Here is a 21,286-nt window from a genome sequence, read left to right as displayed (position 1 = left end):
GCTGCGCCCCCTCACCATTCACCTCCACGACAGATCGCCATCGTGACGCTCGCACACAGGGTCAGCTCCGCATCCGCCACCTGCCTCACCGTCCAGTCCTGCTGGCGCGGCGCTTGGCGTTGGCCTTTGGGCCACTGAACGCCAACCCTGTCGCGGGGCGGCGCACGCTGCAGGCCAGCCTGCACCCTGTCGCCAACCTGTCCCCGCATTCGCTGCACCGTCCGAAGAACAATCTGCTGCACGTGGAGCCGCCATGCTCGAACAAGAGTTCAATGCCCTCGCCGCCGAGGGCTACAACCGTATCCCGCTGACGCTCGAGACCTTTGCCGATCTCGACACCCCGCTGTCCATCTACCTGAAGCTCGCCAACGAGCCCTACACCTATCTGCTCGAATCCGTGCAGGGCGGCGAGCGCTTCGGGCGCTACTCCTTCATCGGCCTGTCCTCGCCTACCCGTATCGAGGTCTATGAGCGCTCTGCGCTGCTGCTCACCGGCAATCGCCTGGTCGAGCGTCGCGACTATGGTGACCCGCTCAACTTCGTCGCCGAGTTCATGAACCGTATCAAGGTGCCGCCGCGCGAGCACCTGCCGCGTTTTGCGGGCGGCCTGGTGGGCTGCTTCGGCTATGACACGGTGCGCTATATCGAGCCCAAGCTCGCCAAGGCCGACAAGCCCGATCCGGTCGGCACGCCCGACATCCTGCTCCTGCTCTCGGAGGAGGTCGCCATCGTCGACAACCTCAGCGGCAAGCTCACCCTCGTGGTGTATGCCGAACCTGAGGTGCCCGGCGCCTACAAGCGTGCGCAGAAGCGCCTGCGTGAACTCCTCGCCCGTCTGCGTGCGCCGGTGCAGATCCCTGACGAGGTGCGTGCCGAACCGGCCGCGGCGGTGTCGAGCTTTGGCGAGGACGCCTTCAAGGACGCGGTGCGGCGCGCCAAGCAGTACATTGTCGATGGCGACGTCATGCAGGTCGTGCTGTCGCAGCGCATGAGCAAGCCCTACGCCGCCAGCCCGATGGCGCTGTACCGAGCGATCCGCTCGCTCAACCCCTCGCCCTACATGTTCTACTTCAACTTCGAGGACTTCCACGTCGTCGGCGCCTCGCCCGAGATCCTCACCCGGCTCGAGGACGAGGTCGTTACCGTGCGCCCGATCGCCGGCACGCGCAAGCGCGGCGCCACGGTGGCCGAGGACCTCGCGCTCGAGCAGGAGCTCCTCGCCGACGAGAAGGAGCGTGCCGAGCATCTGCAACTGCTCGACCTTGGCCGCAACGACGCCGGTCGCGTCTCCGAGACCGGTACCGTCAAGGTCACCGAGCGCTTCACCATCGAGCGCTATTCGCACGTGATGCACATCGTCTCCAACGTCGAGGGCAGGCTCAAGGAAGGTCTCAACGCGCTCGCCGTGCTGCGCGCCACCTTCCCGGCAGGCACCGTGTCGGGGGCCCCAAAGGTGCGCGCGATGGAGATCATCGACGAGCTTGAGCCGGTCAAGCGCGGCATCTATGCCGGGGCGGCGGGCTACCTGGGCTTTCATGGTGACATGGACCTCGCCATCGCGATCCGCACCGCGGTGGTCAAGGATGGTCAGATCCACGTCCAGGCCGGTGCCGGCATCGTCGCCGATTCCGACCCCGAGTCGGAATGGCAGGAAACCCAGAGCAAGGCGCGCGCCATGCTGCGCGCTGCCGAAATGGCCGAGGGCGGCCTCGACACCCGCGTCTGAGCGCCTCGGCGCCGTTCATATTGACGAAGCCGGCCGCGGCCGGCCTTCGCGAAGGGAAGACCATGCTGCTGATGATCGACAACTACGACAGCTTCACCTACAACCTCGTGCAGTACTTCGGCGAGCTCGGGGCGCAGGTGAAGGTGTTCCGCAACGACGAGATCACGCTCGAACAGATCGCGGCCATGCAGCCGGACCAGCTCGTCATCTCCCCGGGGCCGTGCTCGCCGGCCGAGGCCGGGATCTCGGTGGCGGCAATCAAGGCCTTTGCCGGCAAGCTGCCCATCCTCGGCGTCTGCCTTGGCCACCAGAGCATCGGCGCGGCCTTCGGCGGGCGCATCGTGCATGCGCGAAAGCTCATGCACGGCAAGACCTCGCCGGTGCACCACCTCGACGCAGGGGTGTTCCGCGGCCTGCCCAATCCGCTCACCTGCACGCGCTACCACTCGCTGGCCATTGAACGCGCAAGCCTGCCCGACTGTCTGGAAGTGACCGCATGGACGGACGACGGCGAGATCATGGGTGTGCGCCACCGCACGCTCGACGTCGAGGGCGTGCAGTTCCACCCCGAGTCCATCCTCACCGAATGCGGCCACGAGCTGTTGAGGAACTTCCTCGACCGCGACGCGCGACTGCCGGCTGCCGCCTGAGTACCGGTCGGAGAACACGACATGACGATTACCGCCCAGCAAGCCCTGCAACGCACGATCGAGCACCGCGAGATCTTCTTCGACGAGATGCTGTCGTTGATGCGCCAGATCATGGCGGGCGAGGTTTCGCCGCTGATGACCGCGGCCATCCTCACCGGACTGCGCGTCAAGAAGGAAACCATCGGCGAGATCACCGCCGCTGCCACTGTGATGCGCGAGATGTCCACCAAGGTGGTGGTCAAACCACCGCACGACCACTTCCTCGATGTGGTCGGTACCGGCGGCGACGGCACGCACACCTTCAACATCTCGACCGCCACCATCTTCGTCGCTGCCGCGGCCGGTGCGCGCGTGGCCAAGCACGGCGGGCGCGGCGTGTCGTCCAAGTCCGGTGCGGCCGACGTCCTCGAGGCGCTCGGCGTCAGGCTCGACCTCACCCCCGAGCAGGTTGCCGCCTGCGTGGAGGAGACCGGCATCGGCTTCATGTTCGCGCCCAACCATCACAGTGCGATGAAGAACGTCGCGCCGGTGCGGCGCGAGATGGGCGTGCGCACCATCTTCAACATCCTCGGTCCGCTCACCAATCCAGCGGGCGCGCCCAACACCCTGATGGGGGTGTTCCATCCCGACCTCGTCGGCATCCAGGCGCGCGTCATGGAGCGTCTGGGCGCCAACCATGTGCTGGTCGTGCATGGCCTGGACGGCATGGACGAGGTCAGCCTCGGTGCCTCGACCCTGGTCGGCGAGCTCAAGGACGGCGTGGTGCGCGAGTACGAGATCCACCCGGAGGACTTCGGCCTGCAGATGGCCGGTACGCGCAACCTGCGTGTCGCCGATGCCGACGAATCGCGCGCCGTGCTGCTCGCTACGCTGGAAAACCGTGCCGGGCCGGCGCGCGAGATCGTCGTCCTGAACGCGGGGGTCGCGCTCTACACCGCCAACCTGGTCGAGTCGATCGGCGCTGGCGTGGCGCGCGCGCGCGAGATGATCGAGAGCGGCGCGGCACGTGCCAAGCTCGATGCCTTCGTACGTTTCACCCGCCAGTTCGGAGTCGCAGCATGAGCGACATCCTGCAGAAGATCTGTGCAGTCAAGGTCGAGGAGGTCGCGGCCGCGTCGGCTGCGGCACCGCTCGTCGTCGTGCGCGCGCTGGCCGAGGCCGAGCCCCCTGCACGTGGTTTCGTTGCCGCCATTCGTAACCGCCATGCGGGTGGACTGCCCGCGGTGATCGCCGAGATCAAGAAGGCCAGCCCTTCCAAGGGCGTGATCCGTGCCGACTTCGACCCGGCCGCCATCGCCGCCAGCTACGAGGCGGCCGGCGCCGCCTGCCTGTCCGTGCTGACCGATCGCGGCTTCTTCCAGGGCGCCCCCGAATACCTGCAGGCGGCACGTGCGGCCTGCGCGCTGCCGGTGCTGCGCAAGGACTTCCTGGTCGATCCCTACCAGGTCTTCGAGGCGCGCGCGATGGGGGCAGACGCCATCCTGCTCATCGCGGCCTGTCTCGACCTTGCGCAGATGCGCGACATGGAGGCGATCGCCCAGGCGCTGGGCATGGCGGTGCTGGTCGAGGTCCACGACGGCGCCGAGCTCGAGCAGGCACTGCAGCTGCAGACACCGCTGATCGGCATCAACAACCGCAACCTGCGCACCTTCGAGGTCTCGCTGCAGACCACGCTCGACCTGCTGCCGCGCATCGCCAGTGGCGCCGCCGGTCGCATCGTCGTCACCGAATCGGGCATCCTGCGTGCCGAGGATGTTGCGCTGATGCAGGGTGAGGGTGTGCATACCTTCCTCGTTGGCGAGGCCTTCATGCGTGCGCCGGATCCGGGCCTGGAGCTCAAGGCCCTGTTCGGCGGCTGATCGAGCGCAATGACGGCGCATCCGGCCACTCCCGCAACACGCCCGCCCGAGCTACGTGGGCGCCGCTGGCTGCGAGGCCTGGCTGCCGCGCTGCTGCTGCCGCTCGTGGGCGCGGCCGGACTGGGGGCCTGGCTGCTCGGCACCCAGTCCGGACTTGAGACCGCGCTGGCACTCGGCACCCGCCTCACCGATGGCGCGCTGCATGCGGAGCGTCCGCGCGGCCGTGTGCTCGGCGGTTTCGAGCTCGATGTGCTGCGCTATGAAACCCCCGGGCTGCAACTCGAGGTACGTGACTTCGAACTCGAATGGAAGCCTGCTGCGCTGTTCGAGCGCCGCCTTCTGGTCGAGCGTCTCGCGGCGGCGCACGTCGAGCTCGCCAGGGCAAGCACGGACGACACTGCGCCCGCGGCCCCCACCACCCTGCCGGACTCCCTCGCCGTGCCGCTGGCCATCGAGCTGCGCAGCCTCGTGCTGGGCGCTTTCGTCATGCGTACGCTGGGTGAAGAGGAGGCGCATGGCCAAGCCGACGAGCGTGCTGGCGAGCCGGCCGGGGATGGCGGCCCTGCCGATCTCGGCACCCGCACCGGTGCCGGACATCACGCCGCGCAACCGCTGTTTACCGAACTCGAGGCCGTGCTCGACAGCGATGGCCGTCGGCATCGGTTGCGCACGCTCGCGCTCAGCTTGCCCCAGGGACGGCTGCAGCTCGCACTGGGTGTCGATGGCGCCGCACCGTACGCGCTCGATGGCGAGGGCCGCTTCGATGGTGTCATCGACGGGCGTGCCGTGGTCGCCCGCTTTGGCGCCACCAACACCCTGCTCGAGCCCCATCTGAGCATCGACGCCCAGGGCGAGGGGCTGACCGCCCGGGTCGAGGTCGAGGCGGAGAGCCTGGCGGCGATGCCGCTGCGTCGGCTTGCGGTCAAGGCGGGCGAGATCGACCCGGCCGCGTTCGTGGACGGGGCGCCGCGCGCCGCGCTCAGCATCGAGGCCGAACTCGCGGCGATGCCCGATGCGGCGAGCCTGCTTGGCGGGCCGATTCGTGTCACCAATCGCCTGCCGCAGGCGGTGGACCAGGGGGGTATTCCGCTGCTCAGTCTCGACGGCCGCCTGGACTGGCGGGACGATGGCCTCGCCGTCGATGCGCTCGCCCTGCGCCTGCCCGGAGCGGGGCGCATCGGCGGTCGCGTGGCCTGGCAGCGCGGCGGTCAGGCTGATGACGATGCGCGCCGCGAGGGGGGGCTCGGTCGCATCCATGCCGCGCTCGAGCTCGATGCCATAGACCCGGGCTTGCTCGACAGTCGCCTGCCGCGGCAACGGCTGGCGGGGCGCATCGACGCCGAGGGCGACGAGGCCCGGCAGCAGGCGCGTGTTGCGCTCGAGGCGGGGAGCGCCCGCATCGACATCCAGGCGCTCTTGCAAGGCATGGCAGTGACTGCCGCCGCTGCCGTGGCGGAGACCGAGTCCGGCGGCAGTACATCGGCAGGACCCGCTGCGGCCGGCCGCCAGGTGTTCGAACTGAGTGCCCGTCTGCGCGGGGCCGACCCGCGTGCGTTCGTGGCCGAGGCGCCGTCGGCGCGCCTCGATCTCGACCTGCATGCCGAAGGCGCGCTGCCGGTGGCCGACGAGCCGCTGTCCGTCGCGCTGCGTTTCGACATCCTCGACAGCCTGCTCGAAGGTCTGCCGCTGCGCGGTAAGGGCCAGCTCAGGGTCGAGGGTGAGCGCCTGCCCGAACTCGTACTGGATGTGCAGCTGGCGGGCAACAGCCTGGTTGCCGAGGGGGCGCTGGGCGCACCACAGGATCGTCTCGCGCTGCGTCTCGATGCGCCGGCGCTCGATGCGCTTGGCCTGGGCCTCGGCGGGCGGGCCTCGGCAGAGGGCTCGATCGGTGGCGCGCTTGCAGCGCCCGTGGGGCGCGTGCAGTTCTTCGGCGAGGGCCTGCGCCTGCCGGGCGAGGTGCGCATCGGCGGCGTCAACGGTGTCGTACAGCTCGATGCTGGCACCGACGGGCCGTTCGCGCTCGCACTCGGCGTGAGCGGGCTTGGCAGCAGCGCGCCGGATGAGGACGGCCGGCCGCAGTCCGACTGGGTGTCCAGCCTGCGCCTGGCGGCCGAGGGTACGCGCGCCAGCCACCGTATCGAGCTTGCTGCAATTGCCGGTGGGAACGTGGCGCCGGCCGGTGTTGAAGCCGATGCCCTCGAGCTCGGGTTGAAGGGCGGACTGGCAGCAGGGACTGCGCTGCGCTGGCGCGGCGAGCTGTCGGCGCTGCAGACGACGGGGCGCGTGGCGGCGCGCCTGCTGGCCCCGGTGGCCCTCGAGCTCGCGCCCGATGCGGTACGCCTGGGTGCGGCCGAATTCAATGCCGGAGACAAGGGCCGCATCCGCTTGCTCGAGACGGCATGGTCGCCGACCCGCAGCGTGCTGCGTGGCGAGCTCAGCGGGCTCGTGCTCGAACTCGAGCCGCGGCGTGCCGATGGCCAGCGCCGGCGTGGCGCCGACCCGCTGGTGCTGGGCGCGCGCTGGGATCTGAGCGTCGGCCGCACGCTCGACGGCGAAGCGCGGGTGTTTCGCGAGGCGGGCGATGTGCGCCTGGAAGGGGAGTTGCGCACCCGGCTGGGGCTGGAGCGTCTCGACGCCGTCCTGCGGGCACGCGGAGACCGTCTCGAGCTTGCGCTCGACGTGCGCGGCAGCGAATTCGGCAGTCTCGCCGGTGAAGCGAGCGTGCGTGCGCGGCGCAGTGCCGAAGGCATCTGGAGCCTGCCACCGGATACGGCCCTCAGTGGGTCGGCCAGGCTGGACATGCCGTCGATCACCTGGCTCGGCCGGCTCGTGCGCGAGAATGTGGAAACCGCCGGACGCATCGGGGGGGCGGTCGCCGTGTCCGGGACACTGGCTGCGCCGCGTGCGAGCGGCACGATCAATGGACGCGAGCTGGGCTTCACGCTGGTCGATCAGGGCCTGGTGCTGTCCGGTGGCGAGCTCGATCTCGCCTTCGATCAAGAGCGCGTGCGCCTTCTGCGCCTCGAGTTCGTATCGCCGAACCGGGTGCAGCCACGCGATGGACGCATCCCGGTGGCCGCGTTGACGGCCAGTCCGGGGCGTTTCGAGGCCAGCGGCGAGGTGGCGCTCGACAACGGTGCCGGCCGCTTCCGTTTTGCCGCCGATCGGCTGCCGCTACTCCAGCGTGACGACCGCTGGATGCTGTTGTCGGGCCAGGGGAGTGCGCGCAGCACCTGGTCGTCGCTGGCGCTCGACGCCGAGTTCCGTGCCGATGCCGGCTACATCGAGTTCGCCGAGGCAATGCCCCCCAGCCTGTCGGATGACGTGGTGGTGCTCGGCCGTGACGAGGTGGCCGAGGCCGGCGCCTTTGCCGTCACTGCCGATGTCCGCGTCGGACTGGGCGATGCGCTATACCTGTCCGCGATGGGTTTGGAGACCCGCCTTGCTGGCGATCTGCGTATCCGCCTGCAGCCCGGACGTGCGCTGTCGGCCGTCGGTACCGTATCGACCGTAGGGGGCAGCTACCGCGGCTATGGCCAGAACCTGGTGATCGAGCGCGGGGTCGTCAACTTCCAGGGGCCGCTCGATGCGCCCGGGCTCAATATCGTCGCACTGCGCAAGGGGCTCGAGGTGGAGGCTGGGGTCGCCGTCACCGGCAGCGCCAAGCGCCCTCAGGTGCGCCTGGTGTCCGAGCCCAACGTGCCCGACCCCGCCAAGCTGTCGTGGATCGTCCTTGGCCGTGCCCCGGACGCTGCTTCGGGGGCCGATCTGGGCCTGTTGCTGCCGGCGGCCGCGGCGTTGCTCGGCGGCCCGGGGGGCGGCATGACCGAGGAGCTCTCGCGCAGCCTCGGCTTCGACGCATTCTCCATTGGCCAGGGCGAGCTCACCAGCACCTCGCGCACGCAAAGCAGCCGGGTGCTCGGCAGTGGCTCGACGGTTGCCAGCGGCCCCACCGTGTCCGGCCAGGTGCTCAGCCTGGGCAAGCGCCTTGGACCCGACCTGTTCCTGTCCTTCGAGCAGAGCCTGGGCGGGGCGGCCACACTGGTCAAGCTGAGCTACCAGCTCTCGCGCCGGCTGTCGCTCGTGGCGCGTGGCGGAACCGACACCTCGGTCGATCTGCATTACGGCTTCTCCTTCCGCTGAGCTGCAGTGATGCCGAGCCGGTCGCATGGGGAATGAATGAGGCTGTCCGTGGTCTGCAGCAAGTGCTGCATTTCCTTGTAGGGAGTGGATGAATGACTGAAGAAGCGAAGGGCCCCGTGCTCGAGACCGCCATCCTCGGAGGAGGCTGTTTCTGGTGCCTGGAGGCCGTGTTCGACCTCGTCGATGGGGTCGAGTCGGTGGTGCCGGGATACTGCGGCGGGCACGTCGATAACCCGGGCTATCGTCAGGTGTGCACCGGCGGCACGGGCCATGCGGAGGTGGTGAAGGTCGATTTCGATCCGGCGCGGGTGAGCTATCGCGAACTGCTCGAGATCTTCTTCCTGATCCATGATCCGACCACGGTCGACCGTCAGGGCAATGATGTCGGCCCGCAGTACCGCTCGGTGATCTTCGTCACCAGCGATGCGCAACTGCACGATGCGCTCGCGCTGATCGAGGACATCGGCGAGCAGCGCATCTACCCGAAGGCGATCGTGACGCGGGTGGAGCGGGCGCCGGTATTCTGGCCGGCCGAGGCCGAGCATCACGACTACTATATGAACAACAGCGATCAGCCCTACTGCCAGTACGTGGTGGCGCCCAAGATTGCCAAGTACCGCGCCAAACTCGCCGAGCGCCGGCGCGGAAGTGGCAGGTAGAATGCCGCCTTTGCACGCACACAGGAGAAACGCATGACCCAGACCACCACAGCCAGCGGCCTCGTCATCGATGAACTCGAGGTCGGTACCGGCGAGACCGCCGTCAAGGGCAAGATGGTGTCGGTGCATTACACCGGCTGGCTGACCGACGGTCGCAAGTTCGACTCGTCCAAGGATCGCAACGACCCGTTCAATTTCCCGCTCGGCGCCGGCCATGTCATCCGCGGCTGGGACGAAGGCGTCGAAGGCATGCAGGAAGGCGGCAAGCGCAAGCTCACCATTCCGCCGGCGCTTGGCTATGGTGCGCGCGGCGCCGGCGGTGTGATCCCGCCCAATGCGACGCTGGTGTTCGAGGTTGAACTGCTCAAGGTGATCTGAGCCGGGCGCGCGATGAAACTCGATCCGGCCCAGCGTCATATCCTGAGCCTGCTGCAGCGGGACTCCACGCTCAGCACCCAGGTGCTTGCAGAGCGCGTCGGCATGTCGCCCACGCCCTGCTGGCGGCGGGTGAAGGAGCTGGAGGAGGCGGGGGTGATCAGCGGCTACGTGGCGCTCGTCGACCGCCACAAGGTCGGTCTGGGCACTTGTGTCTGGGTGCGGGTCAAGCTCAAGCAGCACAGCGCAGACGTGCTCGAGCGCTTCGAGCGCGTGGTGAAGGGCTGCCAGCAGGTGGTCGAATGCTACGAACTGCTCGGCGAGACCGACTGTCTGCTCAAGCTCTACCTGCCCAATCTGGAGGCGCTGTCCTCCTTCATGCACGATTTCCTGCTCAAGATTCCGGAGATCGACGTCACCCACTCCGCGGTGGCGTTGCGCGAGATCAAGAACGAAACGGCCCTGCCGCTGTAAGCGGTCAGGGCCGTTTTCGCCTTCATCGCGCCTGTGCGGCGCACGCGATGATCAGAGGTTGCTGACGAAGACGATCAGCACGCCCACCGGTGCCACGAAGCGCGCCACCACGTTCCACACACTGAAACCCAGCTCGCCGAGGCCAAGCTCCTTGCGCACGCTGTCGCGGTCCAGGCACCAGGCCGCGAACAGGATGGCGCCCAGTCCGGTCAGCGGCAGCATGAACTTGCTGGTGAGCTGATCGAGCAGGTCGAAGATGTTGAGGCCGATGATCGTCACGTCGCTCCAGTGGTTGAAGGACAGCAGCGCGGCGATGCCCAGCGCCCAGGTGGCGATACCGGCGACGAAGGTCGCGCCTGCACGCGACAGCGGCGTGCGCTCCTCGACCAGTTCCACCACCGGCTCCAGCAGTGAGATCGCCGAGGTCAGCGCGGCGAAGGTCAGCAGCACGAAGAACAGGGTGCCGAGAATGACGCCCCCGGTGATGTTGCCGAAGGCGATCGGCAGGGTGACGAAGATCAGGCCGGGGCCGGCAGCAGGGTCGAGACCGTTGGCAAAGACGATCGGGAAGATGGCCAGGCCGGCGGCGATCGCGATCACCGTGTCCATGATCACCACGGTGCGCGCGGTACGCAGCAGGTCGACGTCCTCGCCGAGGTAGGAGCCGTACGCCATCATGATGCCCATGCCCAGCGACAGGGTGAAGAAGGCGTGGCCGAGCGCAGCCAGCACGACGTCGCCGGTGAGCTTGCTCCAGTCCGGGTTGAACAGGTAGGCCATGGCCTGGCCGAAGCCGCCGGTGGTCATGCCGTAGCCGACGAGGATGAAGAGCAGCACGCCCAGCGAGGGCATCAGCAGCTTGGAGGCACGCTCGAGGCCGCCTGCGACGCCCATGGCCACCACCCCCACGGTCAGCGCCATGAACACGGTGTGCCAGGTCAGCAGGCTGCCGGCATTGGCCAGGAAGCCGGTGAAGGCATTGCCCACGGCATCCTTGTCCATGCCGGTGAAGCCGCCGGTGATCGCATCGCCGGTATAGGACAGCGCCCAGCCGCCGATGACGCTGTAGAAGGACAGGATGAGGAAGGCACCGAGCACGCCGGTGAAGCCGATCAGCGCCCAGGCGCCGCTGCGGCCGTTCTTCTTCGCCAGCTCACCCATTGTGCTGATCGGATTCTTCTGGCCGCGGCGGCCGATCATCCATTCGGCGACCAGGATCGGCAGGCCGATCAGTGCGATGCAGAGCAGGTAGACCAGCACGAAGGCTGCGCCGCCGCTCTGGCCGATCATGTAGGGGAACTTCCAGATGTTGCCGAGGCCGACTGCCGAACCGGTGGCCGCGAGCACGAAGCCCATGCGCGAGGTCCACTGGCCGTGGGTGTGCGTCTTCTGCATGTCAGTACGCCCCCTGCAAAGCGTGATCGGGTGCGGCGGGGCGTGCGGCGATGCAGGGGCGCGGCTGCCGGATGGGCTGCCCGCCGCTGGCGGCGTGATGGTTCATTTTGGTCTCCTCGAGTTTTCTGCGCTTGTGGCGCGGTGGGCCTCTGGCCCGGGCAAAGCCGCGGATTCTAGGCTTGTTGGCGGGCTGCGGCCAGTGCTGGCACGCAGGCGGCTCGACCCGGCACCGTGCCATGTCGTATCCGTGGCCGTGGTGTGCGGTCAGGATGACGCGGATCGTAAGTGCTGATGAGTGGAAAAATATTTCTTATATCGACCGAATCCGGGCCGAATGCGGAATTTCTTTTCTCGACTTCGTTCTAGCATTCGGTTCGTAAGCCGCTGTCGGACGGGGAGCGATTCGTCCTGCGGTGGCCAGAGTGACGCGCCCACAACCCCTAATGCAGAGGAGACAACGCCGGCCCGCCGGAAGCCCGCGCCAACCGCGCGCCGCTCACCGCCAGGCGGCAGTTCACACCACCATGTCGAACACCATGCCCCCCGTCAGCCTCGACGACAAATACACCCTCAAGACCGGCCGCGCCTGGATGACCGGCATCCAGGCTCTGGTGCGCCTGCCGATGATGCAGAAGATGCGCGACGAAGCCGCCGGCCTCAATACCGCCGGCTTCGTCACCGGCTACCGCGGCTCGCCGCTCGGCAACGTCGACCAGGAGTTCTGGAAGGCGAAGAAGTATCTCGAGCCGATGCAGATCCGCTTCCAGGCCGGCCTCAACGAGGATCTCGCGGCGACCTCGGTGTGGGGCACGCAGCAGGTCAACCTGGATCCGAACGCCAAGTTCGACGGCGTATTCTCGATCTGGTACGGCAAGGGCCCTGGCGTCGACCGCACGGGCGATGTCTTCCGCCACGCCAATGCTGCCGGCACCTCGAAGCACGGCGGCGTGCTGGTGATCGCCGGTGACGACCATGCCGCCAAGTCTTCCACGCTGCCGCACCAGACCGAGCATGTGTTCAAGGGCCTGATGATGCCGGTGCTGGCGCCGGCCGGTATCCAGGAGTACCTGGAGTACGGCCTGCACGGCTTTGCGCTGTCGCGCTATTCGGGTTGCTGGGTGGCGTTCAAGGCGTTGACCGACACGGTGGAAACGTCCTCGTCGGTCAATGTCGATCCGTTCCAGGTGCAGACGCTGATCCCGACTGCCGCGGACTTTCCGCTGCCCGAGGACGGGCTGAACCTGCGCTGGCCCGACCCGCCGCTGGTGCAGGAGAAGCGCCTGCTGCATCACAAGCTCTATGCTGCGCTCGCCTACTGCAGGCTCAACCAGCTCAACCGTACCATCATCGACAGCCCGAACGCGAAGCTCGGCATCATCACCAGCGGCAAGAGCTACCTCGATGTGCGCCAGGCGCTGGACGACCTCGGCATCGACGAGGCGAAGGCGGCCGCCATCGGCCTGCGCCTGTACAAGGTCGGCATGGTGTGGCCGCTGGAGGCCGAAGGCGTGCGCAAGTTCGCCGAAGGGCTGGATGAGATCCTGGTGATCGAGGAAAAGCGCCAGTTCCTCGAGTACCAACTCAAGGAGGAGCTCTACAACTGGAAGGACGAGGTGCGCCCGCGCGTGATCGGCAAGTTCGACGACAAGGGCGAGTGGGCCCTGCCGCACAGCGAATGGCTGTTGCCCGCTGCCGGCGAGCTCACCCCGGCGATGATCGCCCGTGCCATCGCCGGCCGCATCGCGCGCTTCTACACCTCCGACCGTATCAAGGCGCGGCTCGCCTTCATCGAGGCCAAGGAGGCGGCGCTTGCCAAGCCGCGGCTGTCCATCCAGCGCGTGCCGCACTACTGCTCGGGCTGTCCGCACAACAGCTCGACCAAGGTGCCGGAAGGTTCGCGCGCCATCGCCGGTATCGGCTGCCACTACATGGCGACCTGGCTGTCGCCCGAGCACACCCAGACCTTCTGCCAGATGGGCGGCGAGGGCGTGCCCTGGATCGGCCAGGCGCCTTTCACCGCCACACCGCACGTGTTCGCCAACCTGGGTGATGGCACTTACATGCACTCGGGCATCCTCGCCATCCGTGCGGCGGTGGCGGCCAAGGTGAACATCACCTACAAGATCCTCTACAACGATGCAGTCGCGATGACCGGCGGCCAGCCGCACGACGGCACGCTGTCGGTGCCGATCATCGCCCGCCAGCTGCTGGCCGAAGGTGTGGGCACGGTGGTGGTGGTCAATGACGGCACGCCGCGTGCCTATGGTCCGGCCGACCTGCCGCACGGCGTCGGCGTGCGTCACCGCGACGAGCTCGACGCCGTGCAGCGTGAGCTGCGCACGGTGCCGGCCGTGACAGCGATCATCTATGACCAGACCTGCGCAGCCGAAAAGCGCCGTCGCCGCAAGCGCGGCAAGTTCCCCGACCCGGCCAAGCGGGTGGTCATCAACGACCTCGTGTGCGAGGGCTGTGGCGATTGCAGCGACAAGTCGAACTGCATGTCGGTGGGGGCGGTGGAGACCGAGTTCGGCCGCAAGCGCTTCATCGACCAGTCGTCGTGCAACAAGGACTATTCCTGCGTGAAGGGCTTCTGCCCCAGCTTCGTCACCGTCGAAGGCGGCGCGCTCAGGCGTGGCAAGGCGAGTGGCGCGAGCGCGCCCGGTCGACTGGCAGCCGATCTGCCCGAGCCGCAGTTGCCCGACACCGCCGCGCCCTGGGGCATCCTCATCACCGGCGTGGGCGGCACCGGCGTGGTCACCATCGGCGCCCTGCTCGGCATGGCCGCCCACCTGGAGGGCAAGGGCATCTCCGTACTCGACATGGCGGGCCTGGCGCAGAAGGGCGGCGCGGTGTGGTCGCATGTGCGCATCGCCGACCGCCAGGACCAGCTCCACGCCGCGCGCGTCGCCGCCGGCGAGGCCAACGCAGTGATTGGCTGCGACCTGGTGGTGGCGGCCAGCGATGAGTCGCTGGCCAAGATGCAGAAGGGGCTCACGCGCGTCGTCATCAACCGCGACCAGACCAACACCAGCGAGTTCGTGCGTGGTTTTGCCGCCCAGGCGCGCAGTGGCGACGTCGGTGCCAACCCGGATCCGCAGTTCCCTGCGCAGCCTATGGAAGCGCAGATCGTCGATGCGGTGGGTGCGGACAAGGCCGAGTTCCTCGACGCCACCAAGCTCGCGACCGACCTGCTGGGCGACTCGATCGCGACCAACCTGTTCATGCTTGGCTTTGCCTGGCAGCGCGGCCTGGTGCCGCTGTCGCGGCAGGCGATCGAGCGCGCGATCGAGATCAACGGCGCCGCGGTCGACGCCAACAAGGCTGCCTTCCTGTGGGGGCGCCGTGCCGCGGTGGATCTCAAGGCAGTGGTCGAGGCCGCCAAGCCGCAGCTTGGGACGCCGGAGCACCACCGCCTGTCGACCAGCGTCGATGAGGTCATCGCCCGCCGCAAGGCGCATCTGAACGACTACCAGGATGCGGCCTACGCCACGCGCTACACCAGGCTGGTCGAGCGCGTGCGTGCTGCCGAGGCGAGGGTTGCTCCCGGCATCAGCCTGCTCACCGAGGCGGTGGCACGCGGCTATCACAAGCTGCTTGCCTACAAGGACGAGTACGAGGTGGCGCGCCTCTACACCGACAGCGACTTCCTCAAGCGTGTCGACGAGCAGTTCGAGGGCGACTACAAGCTCGTCTTCCACCTTGCTCCGCCGACCATGGCAGACAAGGATGCCCAGACCGGCGAGCTCAAGAAAAAGGCCTACGGCCCGTGGATGCTCAAGGCGATGCGTGTGCTGGCAAAGTTCCGCCATCTGCGCGGCTCGATGCTCGATCCCTTCGCGCGCAGCCACGACCGCAAGCTCGATCGCGAGCTGATCGCCGACTACGAGCGCATCGTCGAGGAGATCCTGGTCAATCTCGACCAGGCCAACGTCGAGGCTGCCATCGAGCTGGCGGCCATTCCAGACCAGATCCGCGGCTTTGGTCATGTCCGCGAGCGCTATGTCGCCAGCGCCCGCAAGCGCCAGGCAGCGCTGCTCGAGGACTTCCGCCACCGCCGCCCGGTGAGCGCGCCGGTGGCGACCAAGGTGCGCAAGACGATCGCAATCATCCCGGGCTGAGCCCGCTCCCGTTTCTTACCCCCGCCGCCTCACCGGCCCGCCACGAGCGGTGCCGGCGGGACGGCTCATCCCCACGTTCCCAAAAGGAAGGAGACACAACATGGCCGTATTTTCCCTGAGCGACTTCGCCGACCACGAGCAGGTGGTGTTCGTCAGCGACGACAAGAGCGGACTGAAGGCGATCATCGCCGTTCACAATTCCAACCTCGGCCCTGCGCTCGGAGGTTGCCGCATGTGGCCCTACGCCTCCGAGGAGGAGGCGGTCCGCGACGTGCTGCGCTTGTCGCGCGGCATGACCTACAAGTCGGCGATGGCCAACCTGAAGCTCGGTGGCGGCAAGTCCGTGATCATCGGCAACCCGCGCACGCAGAAGACGCCCGAGCTGCTTGCCGCCTTCGCCCGCGCGCTCGAACAGCTGAACGGGCGCTACATCGCCGCCGAGGACTCCGGCACCAGCGTCGCCGACATGAAGTACATGACGCAATTCACCCAGCATGTGGCCGGCATTCACGACAAGCCCTCCGACGAAGGCACGCGCAGCGGGGATCCTTCGCCCGCCACCGCCTACGGGACCTTCATCGGCATCAAGGCGGCGGTGAAGGAGAAGCTCGGGCGCGATTCGCTCGAGGGCCTGCGCGTCGCCGTGCAGGGTGTCGGCAATGTCGGTTTCGACCTCGCTCGCCAGCTCAAGGCGGCCGGTGTCCAGCTGTGGGTAACCGACATCCACCGCGAGCCGCTGCTGCAGGCGGGCAAGGAACTGGGCGCGACCGTGGTTGCGCCGGATGAGATCTTCGGCCTCGACGTCGACGTGTTCGCACCGTGCGCGCTAGGCGCCATCCTCAACGACAGCACCATTCCGCAGTTGAAGGCGAAGGTCGTCGCGGGCGCCTCGAACAACCAGCTCGCCGAGCCGCGCCACGGCGTCGAACTGATGAAGCGTGGCATCCTGTACGCGCCAGATTACGTCATCAACGCCGGCGGCATCATCGACGTCTATCACGAGCGCATCGGCTTCGATCGCGCCGCATTGCTCAAGCACATTGAGGGTATTCATGACAACCTCATGGAAGTCTTCGAGCGCGCGCGCAAGGAGGAGCGTCCGACCGGCGAGGTGGCTGACGCAATTGCCGAGGAGCGCTTCAAGCGCTGAGCCGGGCCTGCGCTGGCACGAAAACGGCGACCCGCGGGTCGCCGTTTTCGTGGCTTGCACTCAGCTTCAGGCGGTGCGCTGCTTGCGGCGGACCGCGCCAAGACCGAGCAGGCCCAGGCTGAGCAGGGCGAGTACCGTGGGTTCGGGCACCGCGCTGGCAGGCGCTGGGGTGAAGCGCACGTTGTCGATGGACATATCGTCGAGGACGCCGCCTCGAGCAACCTGCTGCAACAGCACCGAGCTGAATGCGGTGTCGCTTACGAGGCCGAAGAAGCCGGAGGTGCTCGTGCCATTGCGCGGGAAGAGCCCACCGGTGGTAGCGCCACCGAAATCGACGCCGAGTACGGTCAGCTTGTAGGAGTCCGTCGAGTCCGTGTCGCGCCAGTCGAAGCCGAAGGCGTAGGTCGGGGCGTCGAAGATGAATTCGATCTGGGGACCCCAGCCGCTGCCATTGGCGCCGAAGGTCTGAGAGCCCCAGATCAGTCTTGCCGTGTTGTCGATCGTGCTTCGTGCCGTGTTCCCGATCCCGACGCCGGGGCCCGTGCCGCGCGGGTTCGCTGCCGCAGTCAGCGTGAAACCGTCGAAGTCGTAGGCGACGCCATAGCTGAAGCGCCCGAGTGCGCTATCGTTGAAGTCTTCCAGCGCGGTCGTGCCTGCCGCTGCGCTGAAGGCTGCGAGATTGCTGAAGGTGTTGATCACTGCAGCATTGGCGCTGCTGGCGAGGGCAATGGATGCGGTAAGGGCAATCGCGAGTTTCTTGGGCATTTCTTTCGTTCCGTCAGAGGCTGTTCAGACCAGCAGCGGAGAAGGCTGCTGTGCTTTTTGCTGATTTCGAGGCAGCGGTTTTTAAGTGCAGGACTCTAAGCAATAGCCGTGCCAGGCAGGATTCCGTCGCGGCGAGACGTTCTTCAGGGTGTTCTTGCGCTCACACAGCGCCCAGTTCCCTCATTCATTTGTGATGTGTGTCACGGATGATTCGCCGACTGCCGGATCTGGAACTTGACGGTCGCGCCCTTCTTGCGGGTGCGCGCGCATTCATCGCCAAACGCCATGATCCAGCCATGTGCGGGGTGTAAAAAAAGCCGACACACGCCATTTTTGATGCCATCAGTCGAGCCGGGCGGTGCGATGTCGCAGCATCGGAGCACCAGCCTCATGCAGGTAATCCCCAATTGACCGTAGCCCATTGATTTTGTGCTTTTTCTCAACTTGGACTAATTCTCCTTAAGGTTCTCGCTGATTCTTGCGTTTCCCGATTCCCTGCATATAGTGAATCGTCAGGCCGCGTGCACGACGCGTCCGCCAAGGCCTTTGCATCAGACCTCCGCCTACAGGGTTGCCAAGCCCCCAAACGATAATTAGGAGTCGTGCAGTGAGACACCACATCCTGAGCGCGTTGTATTCGGCAAGGTATTCGCGGCTGTGCCTTGGCGGTTTGTTCATGTTCTTGTGCCAGGCGGCAATTGCCCAGGAAAGCAGATACAACATGACGCGTGGCGTGACCGAGATCAGCCAGCGCGTGTATGGCCTGCACATGACGATCTTCTACATTTGCGTGGTGATCGCCATCATCGTGTTCGGGCTGATGTTCTGGTCCATCGTGCGCCATCGCAAGTCGGCCGGCGCTGTCCCTGCGCAGTTCCACGGCAGCATGAAGATCGAATTGCTGTGGACCGCGATTCCGGTGGTGATCCTCGTCGTCATGGCCATTCCGGCCACGCAGGCCCTGATCGCGATGGAGGATGCTTCCGAGTCCGATCTGACCGTGCTGGTCACCGGCTCGCAATGGAAGTGGCACTACAAGTATCTCGATTACCCGATCGAGTATTTCTCGGTCCTCGCCACCCCGCGGGCGCAGATCTCCAACGAGGCGGAAAAGGACGCGCTCTACCTGCTCGAGGTCGACAAGCCGCTGGTCATCCCCACCGGCAAGAAGGTGCGCTTCCTGCTCACCGCCGACGACGTGATCCACTCCTGGTGGGTGCCCGATTTCGCGATCAAGAAGGACGCGATCCCCGGCTTCATCAACGAGACCTGGACGCGGGTCGACAAGCCCGGCCTCTACTACGGCAAGTGTGCTGAGCTGTGCGGGCGTGACCACGGTTTCATGCCGGTGGCGGTCGAGGTCAAGAGCGAGGCCGACTTCGAAGCCTGGGCGGCCGAGCAGGTCGCGCTGCAGGAGGCGGCGCGCATGGCCGATGCGGCAGCGACGCCGATGAGCATGGACGAGTTGATGACGCTCGGCGAGAAGGTCTACGGCACGGCCTGCGCCGTCTGCCATCAGGCTTCCGGCGAGGGCCTGCCTGGCGTGTTCCCGGGCCTCAAGGGCAGCGCCATGGTTACCGCCGACATTCCCGGTCACGTCCGCATTGTCGTATTTGGCAAGGCGGGTACGGCGATGCAGGCCTTCGCCCGCCAGTTGAGCACCAGCGAGTTGGCGGCCGTGATCACCTACGAGCGCAACGCCTGGGGCAACGACACCGGAGACATGGTGCAGCCGGCCGACGTGGCCGCCGCGATCCAGGGAGGGGAGTGAGCGATGAGCACAGAACAGACCGGTGCCCTGCACCCCGGCGAGCATCTGGACCACGAGCACAAGCCGCGCGGCATCACGCGCTGGCTCTACAGCACCAACCACAAGGACATCGGTACGCTCTACCTGCTGTTCTCGCTGGCGATGCTGTTCATCGGCGGCAGCCTGGCGATGGTGATCCGCGCCGAGCTGTTCCAGCCCGGGCTGCAGTTCGTCGATCCGCACTTTTTCAACCAGATGACCACCGTGCATGGGCTGGTGATGGTGTTCGGTGCGGTGATGCCGGCCTTCGTCGGGCTGGCCAACTGGATGGTGCCGCTGATGATCGGCGCGCCCGACATGGCGCTGCCGCGGGTCAACAACTGGAGCTTCTGGATCCTGCCCTGCGCCTTCGCCATCCTGCTGTCCACGCTGTTCATGGAGGGGGGTGCCCCGGCGGCCGGATGGACCTTCTACGCGCCGCTGTCGACCACCTACAGCAGCGACTCCACCGCCTTCTTCGTGCTGGCGGTGCATCTGATGGGCGTGTCCTCGATCATGGGCGCGATCAACATCATCGTCACCATCTTCAACATGCGCGCACCGGGCATGACCTGGATGAAACTGCCGCTATTCGTGTGGACCTGGCTCATCACCGCCTTCCTGCTCATCGCGGTGATGCCGGTGCTGGCCGGCGTGGTGACGATGGTGCTGACCGACAAGTATTTCGGCACCAGCTTCTTCGATGCGGCAGGCGGCGGCGATCCGGTGATGTTCCAGCACATCTTCTGGTTCTTCGGCCACCCCGAGGTGTACATCATGATCCTGCCGGCTTTCGGCATCATCTCGGCAATCATCCCCACCTTCGCACGCAAGCCGCTGTTCGGCTACGAGTCGATGGTGGTGGCGACCGCCAGCATCGCCATCCTGTCCTTCCTGGTGTGGGGCCACCACATGTTCACGGTGGGCATGCCGGTGGCGGCCGAGCTGTTCTTCATGTATGCCACCATGCTGATCGCCGTGCCCACCGGGGTGAAGGTGTTCAACTGGGTGGCGACCATGTGGCGCGGCTCGATGACCTTCGAAGTGCCGATGATGTTTGCGCTCGCCTTCATCGTGCTGTTCACCATCGGCGGCCTGTCCGGCCTGATGCTGGCCATCACGCCGGCCGACTTCCAGTACCAGGACACCTATTTCGTCGTCGCCCACTTCCACTACGTGCTGGTGACCGGCGCGGTGTTCGGAATCATCGCCGGCGTCTATTACTGGCTGCCGAAATGGACCGGCGTGATGTACAGCGAGCGCCTGGCACAGACCCACTTCTGGTGCTCGCTGGTGTCGGTCAACATCCTGTTCTTCCCGATGCACTTCGTCGGCCTGGCCGGCATGCCACGCCGGATTCCCGACTACGCCCTGCAGTTTGCCGACCTCAACGCCCTGATGAGCATCGGTGGCCTGCTGTTCGGCCTGTCGCAGCTGCTCTTCGTATGGGGCGTGGTGCGCTGCATGCGCGGTGTCGGCGACAAGGCCAGCGACCGGGTTTGGGAGGGTGCCCAGGGGCTGGAGTGGGAGATCCCCTCGCCGGCGCCATACCACACCTTCGAAACGCCGCCGGTCGTCAAGTGAGCGTGTGGCGCCAGTAGCAAGGAGCAAGGATCATGACGAGCAACGCAAGCCTGGTACGGCGTCTGCTGCTGGTGTGCGTCGCGATGTTCGGCTTCGGCTTTGCGATGGTGCCGCTGTACGACGTGTTCTGTCGCATCACCGGCATCAATGGCAAGACCGAGGGCGTGGCCGCGGCGCAGCCCGCCGGTGTAGATCTGTCGCGCGAGGTCAGCGTCGAGTTCCTTGCACGCAGCGATGCCGACATGCCGTGGACCTTCGTGCCGCTGACCGAGCGCGTAAGGATCCACCCGGGTGACCTGCAGATCGTCGAGTTCGAGGTCGCGAACCGCAGCGGCGAAGCCCTGGTCGCGACCGCCGTGCCCTCGGTATCACCCGGCGAGGCTGCGCGCTACTTCAAGAAGATCGAATGCTTCTGCTTCGAGGAGCAGGCACTGGCCGCCGGCGAGACGCGATCCATGCCGGTGCAGTTCTACATCGATCCTGCACTGCCCGAGCGTTTTCGGAACATGACTTTGTCTTATCGCCTGTACAAGAGCGCCCACACCGCCAGCCGCTGAGCGTCCGTATCCGGGCGGGCTCGCACGCACCGCGGCCCACGC

Annotated in this window: 16 protein-coding genes; 13 read left to right on the top strand and 3 right to left on the bottom strand. The window is 66.7% G+C overall.

Annotated elements, in window-relative coordinates; translation table 11 throughout:
- Window positions 1–253 precede the first annotated feature (253 nt).
- The 8 genes from trpE (at window position 254) to P7F68_RS12420 (ending at window position 9,886) form a co-directional block, all read left to right on the top strand.
- Window positions 254–1,726: an anthranilate synthase component I gene (trpE, locus tag P7F68_RS12455; RefSeq protein ID WP_002928589.1), complete on the top strand. Its 1,473-nt coding sequence runs from the start codon at window positions 254–256 to the stop codon at window positions 1,724–1,726.
- 62 nt (window positions 1,727–1,788) lie between these two features.
- Complete coding sequence (locus P7F68_RS12450; protein WP_277833540.1) at window positions 1,789–2,376, top strand: aminodeoxychorismate/anthranilate synthase component II; 588 nt, start codon at window positions 1,789–1,791, stop codon at window positions 2,374–2,376.
- A gap of 21 nt (window positions 2,377–2,397) precedes the next feature.
- A complete protein-coding gene (gene trpD, locus P7F68_RS12445) occupies window positions 2,398–3,438 on the top strand; it encodes an anthranilate phosphoribosyltransferase (RefSeq protein ID WP_277833535.1) in 1,041 nt (346 codons plus the stop codon).
- The gene (trpC, locus tag P7F68_RS12440; protein ID WP_002928602.1) at window positions 3,435–4,235 is read left to right on the top strand and encodes an indole-3-glycerol phosphate synthase TrpC; all 801 of its coding nucleotides are present in this window, start codon (window positions 3,435–3,437) and stop codon (window positions 4,233–4,235) included. Before trpD ends, trpC begins: the two co-directional genes overlap by 4 nt.
- Window positions 4,236–4,244: 9 nt before the next feature.
- Window positions 4,245–8,378 (top strand): translocation/assembly module TamB domain-containing protein, encoded by a 4,134-nt coding sequence (locus P7F68_RS12435; RefSeq protein ID WP_277833532.1) that lies wholly within the window; start codon window positions 4,245–4,247, stop codon window positions 8,376–8,378.
- 92 nt (window positions 8,379–8,470) lie between these two features.
- Window positions 8,471–9,037, top strand: a complete 567-nt coding sequence (gene msrA, locus P7F68_RS12430; protein ID WP_277833530.1) for a peptide-methionine (S)-S-oxide reductase MsrA — start codon at window positions 8,471–8,473, stop codon at window positions 9,035–9,037.
- 33 nt (window positions 9,038–9,070) lie between these two features.
- Window positions 9,071–9,415 carry an FKBP-type peptidyl-prolyl cis-trans isomerase gene (locus P7F68_RS12425; protein WP_002928608.1) on the top strand — a complete coding sequence of 115 codons (345 nt, stop codon included), beginning with the start codon at window positions 9,071–9,073 and terminating at the stop codon, window positions 9,413–9,415.
- Window positions 9,416–9,427: 12 nt separating this feature from the next.
- Window positions 9,428–9,886 carry an Lrp/AsnC family transcriptional regulator gene (locus P7F68_RS12420; protein ID WP_002928610.1) on the top strand — a complete coding sequence of 153 codons (459 nt, stop codon included), beginning with the start codon at window positions 9,428–9,430 and terminating at the stop codon, window positions 9,884–9,886.
- 51 nt (window positions 9,887–9,937) lie between these two features.
- On the opposite strand, the gene P7F68_RS12415 is transcribed toward P7F68_RS12420, so the two are convergent.
- Window positions 9,938–11,281 (bottom strand): sodium-dependent transporter, encoded by a 1,344-nt coding sequence (locus P7F68_RS12415; RefSeq protein WP_002940808.1) that lies wholly within the window; start codon window positions 11,279–11,281, stop codon window positions 9,938–9,940.
- A gap of 524 nt (window positions 11,282–11,805) precedes the next feature.
- Here P7F68_RS12415 and P7F68_RS12410 point away from each other — a divergent pair.
- Both P7F68_RS12410 and P7F68_RS12405 read left to right on the top strand, forming a co-directional pair.
- Complete coding sequence (locus P7F68_RS12410; RefSeq protein WP_386040468.1) at window positions 11,806–15,399, top strand: indolepyruvate ferredoxin oxidoreductase family protein; 3,594 nt, start codon at window positions 11,806–11,808, stop codon at window positions 15,397–15,399.
- A gap of 100 nt (window positions 15,400–15,499) precedes the next feature.
- A complete protein-coding gene (locus P7F68_RS12405; protein WP_277833521.1) occupies window positions 15,500–16,549 on the top strand; it encodes a Glu/Leu/Phe/Val dehydrogenase dimerization domain-containing protein in 1,050 nt (349 codons plus the stop codon).
- 66 nt (window positions 16,550–16,615) lie between these two features.
- Here the strand turns inward: P7F68_RS12405 and P7F68_RS12400 are convergent, their stop codons facing one another.
- Window positions 16,616–17,314: a PEP-CTERM sorting domain-containing protein gene (locus P7F68_RS12400; protein WP_277833518.1), complete on the bottom strand. Its 699-nt coding sequence runs from the start codon at window positions 17,312–17,314 to the stop codon at window positions 16,616–16,618.
- A gap of 200 nt (window positions 17,315–17,514) precedes the next feature.
- A complete protein-coding gene (locus tag P7F68_RS12395; protein WP_002928634.1) occupies window positions 17,515–17,706 on the bottom strand; it encodes a hypothetical protein in 192 nt (63 codons plus the stop codon).
- A 215-nt stretch (window positions 17,707–17,921) separates the two neighbouring features.
- Here P7F68_RS12395 and coxB point away from each other — a divergent pair, with 215 nt between their 5' ends.
- The 3 genes from coxB to P7F68_RS12380 are packed head-to-tail and all read left to right on the top strand — an operon-like array spanning window position 17,922 to window position 21,244.
- A complete protein-coding gene (gene coxB, locus P7F68_RS12390) occupies window positions 17,922–19,085 on the top strand; it encodes a cytochrome c oxidase subunit II (protein ID WP_277833516.1) in 1,164 nt (387 codons plus the stop codon).
- A gap of 3 nt (window positions 19,086–19,088) precedes the next feature.
- Complete coding sequence (ctaD, locus tag P7F68_RS12385; RefSeq protein WP_002928641.1) at window positions 19,089–20,687, top strand: cytochrome c oxidase subunit I; 1,599 nt, start codon at window positions 19,089–19,091, stop codon at window positions 20,685–20,687.
- A gap of 32 nt (window positions 20,688–20,719) precedes the next feature.
- Window positions 20,720–21,244, top strand: coding sequence for a cytochrome c oxidase assembly protein (locus tag P7F68_RS12380; RefSeq protein ID WP_002928643.1), 525 nt, complete (start codon window positions 20,720–20,722; stop codon window positions 21,242–21,244).
- Window positions 21,245–21,286 lie beyond the last annotated feature (42 nt).

This window comes from Thauera mechernichensis (assembly GCF_029588855.1).
Lineage (GTDB): Bacteria > Pseudomonadota > Gammaproteobacteria > Burkholderiales > Rhodocyclaceae > Thauera > Thauera mechernichensis.
This window is presented reverse-complemented; position numbering and strand designations above follow the sequence as displayed.

Bases quoted from the DNA above. Each gene is read 5' to 3' on its own strand.
- trpE (WP_002928589.1), top strand. From the start codon at position 254: ATGCTCGAACAAGAGTTCAATGCCCTCGCCGCCGAGGGCTACAACCGT.
- P7F68_RS12450 (WP_277833540.1), top strand. From the start codon at position 1,789: ATGCTGCTGATGATCGACAACTACGACAGCTTCACCTACAACCTCGTG.
- trpD (WP_277833535.1), top strand. From the start codon at position 2,398: ATGACGATTACCGCCCAGCAAGCCCTGCAACGCACGATCGAGCACCGC.
- trpC (WP_002928602.1), top strand. From the start codon at position 3,435: ATGAGCGACATCCTGCAGAAGATCTGTGCAGTCAAGGTCGAGGAGGTC.
- P7F68_RS12435 (WP_277833532.1), top strand. From the start codon at position 4,245: ATGACGGCGCATCCGGCCACTCCCGCAACACGCCCGCCCGAGCTACGT.
- msrA (WP_277833530.1), top strand. From the start codon at position 8,471: ATGACTGAAGAAGCGAAGGGCCCCGTGCTCGAGACCGCCATCCTCGGA.
- P7F68_RS12425 (WP_002928608.1), top strand. From the start codon at position 9,071: ATGACCCAGACCACCACAGCCAGCGGCCTCGTCATCGATGAACTCGAG.
- P7F68_RS12420 (WP_002928610.1), top strand. From the start codon at position 9,428: ATGAAACTCGATCCGGCCCAGCGTCATATCCTGAGCCTGCTGCAGCGG.
- P7F68_RS12415 (WP_002940808.1), bottom strand. From the start codon at position 11,281: ATGCAGAAGACGCACACCCACGGCCAGTGGACCTCGCGCATGGGCTTC.
- P7F68_RS12410 (WP_386040468.1), top strand. From the start codon at position 11,806: ATGTCGAACACCATGCCCCCCGTCAGCCTCGACGACAAATACACCCTC.
- P7F68_RS12405 (WP_277833521.1), top strand. From the start codon at position 15,500: ATGGCCGTATTTTCCCTGAGCGACTTCGCCGACCACGAGCAGGTGGTG.
- P7F68_RS12400 (WP_277833518.1), bottom strand. From the start codon at position 17,314: ATGCCCAAGAAACTCGCGATTGCCCTTACCGCATCCATTGCCCTCGCC.
- P7F68_RS12395 (WP_002928634.1), bottom strand. From the start codon at position 17,706: ATGAGGCTGGTGCTCCGATGCTGCGACATCGCACCGCCCGGCTCGACT.
- ctaD (WP_002928641.1), top strand. From the start codon at position 19,089: ATGAGCACAGAACAGACCGGTGCCCTGCACCCCGGCGAGCATCTGGAC.
- P7F68_RS12380 (WP_002928643.1), top strand. From the start codon at position 20,720: ATGACGAGCAACGCAAGCCTGGTACGGCGTCTGCTGCTGGTGTGCGTC.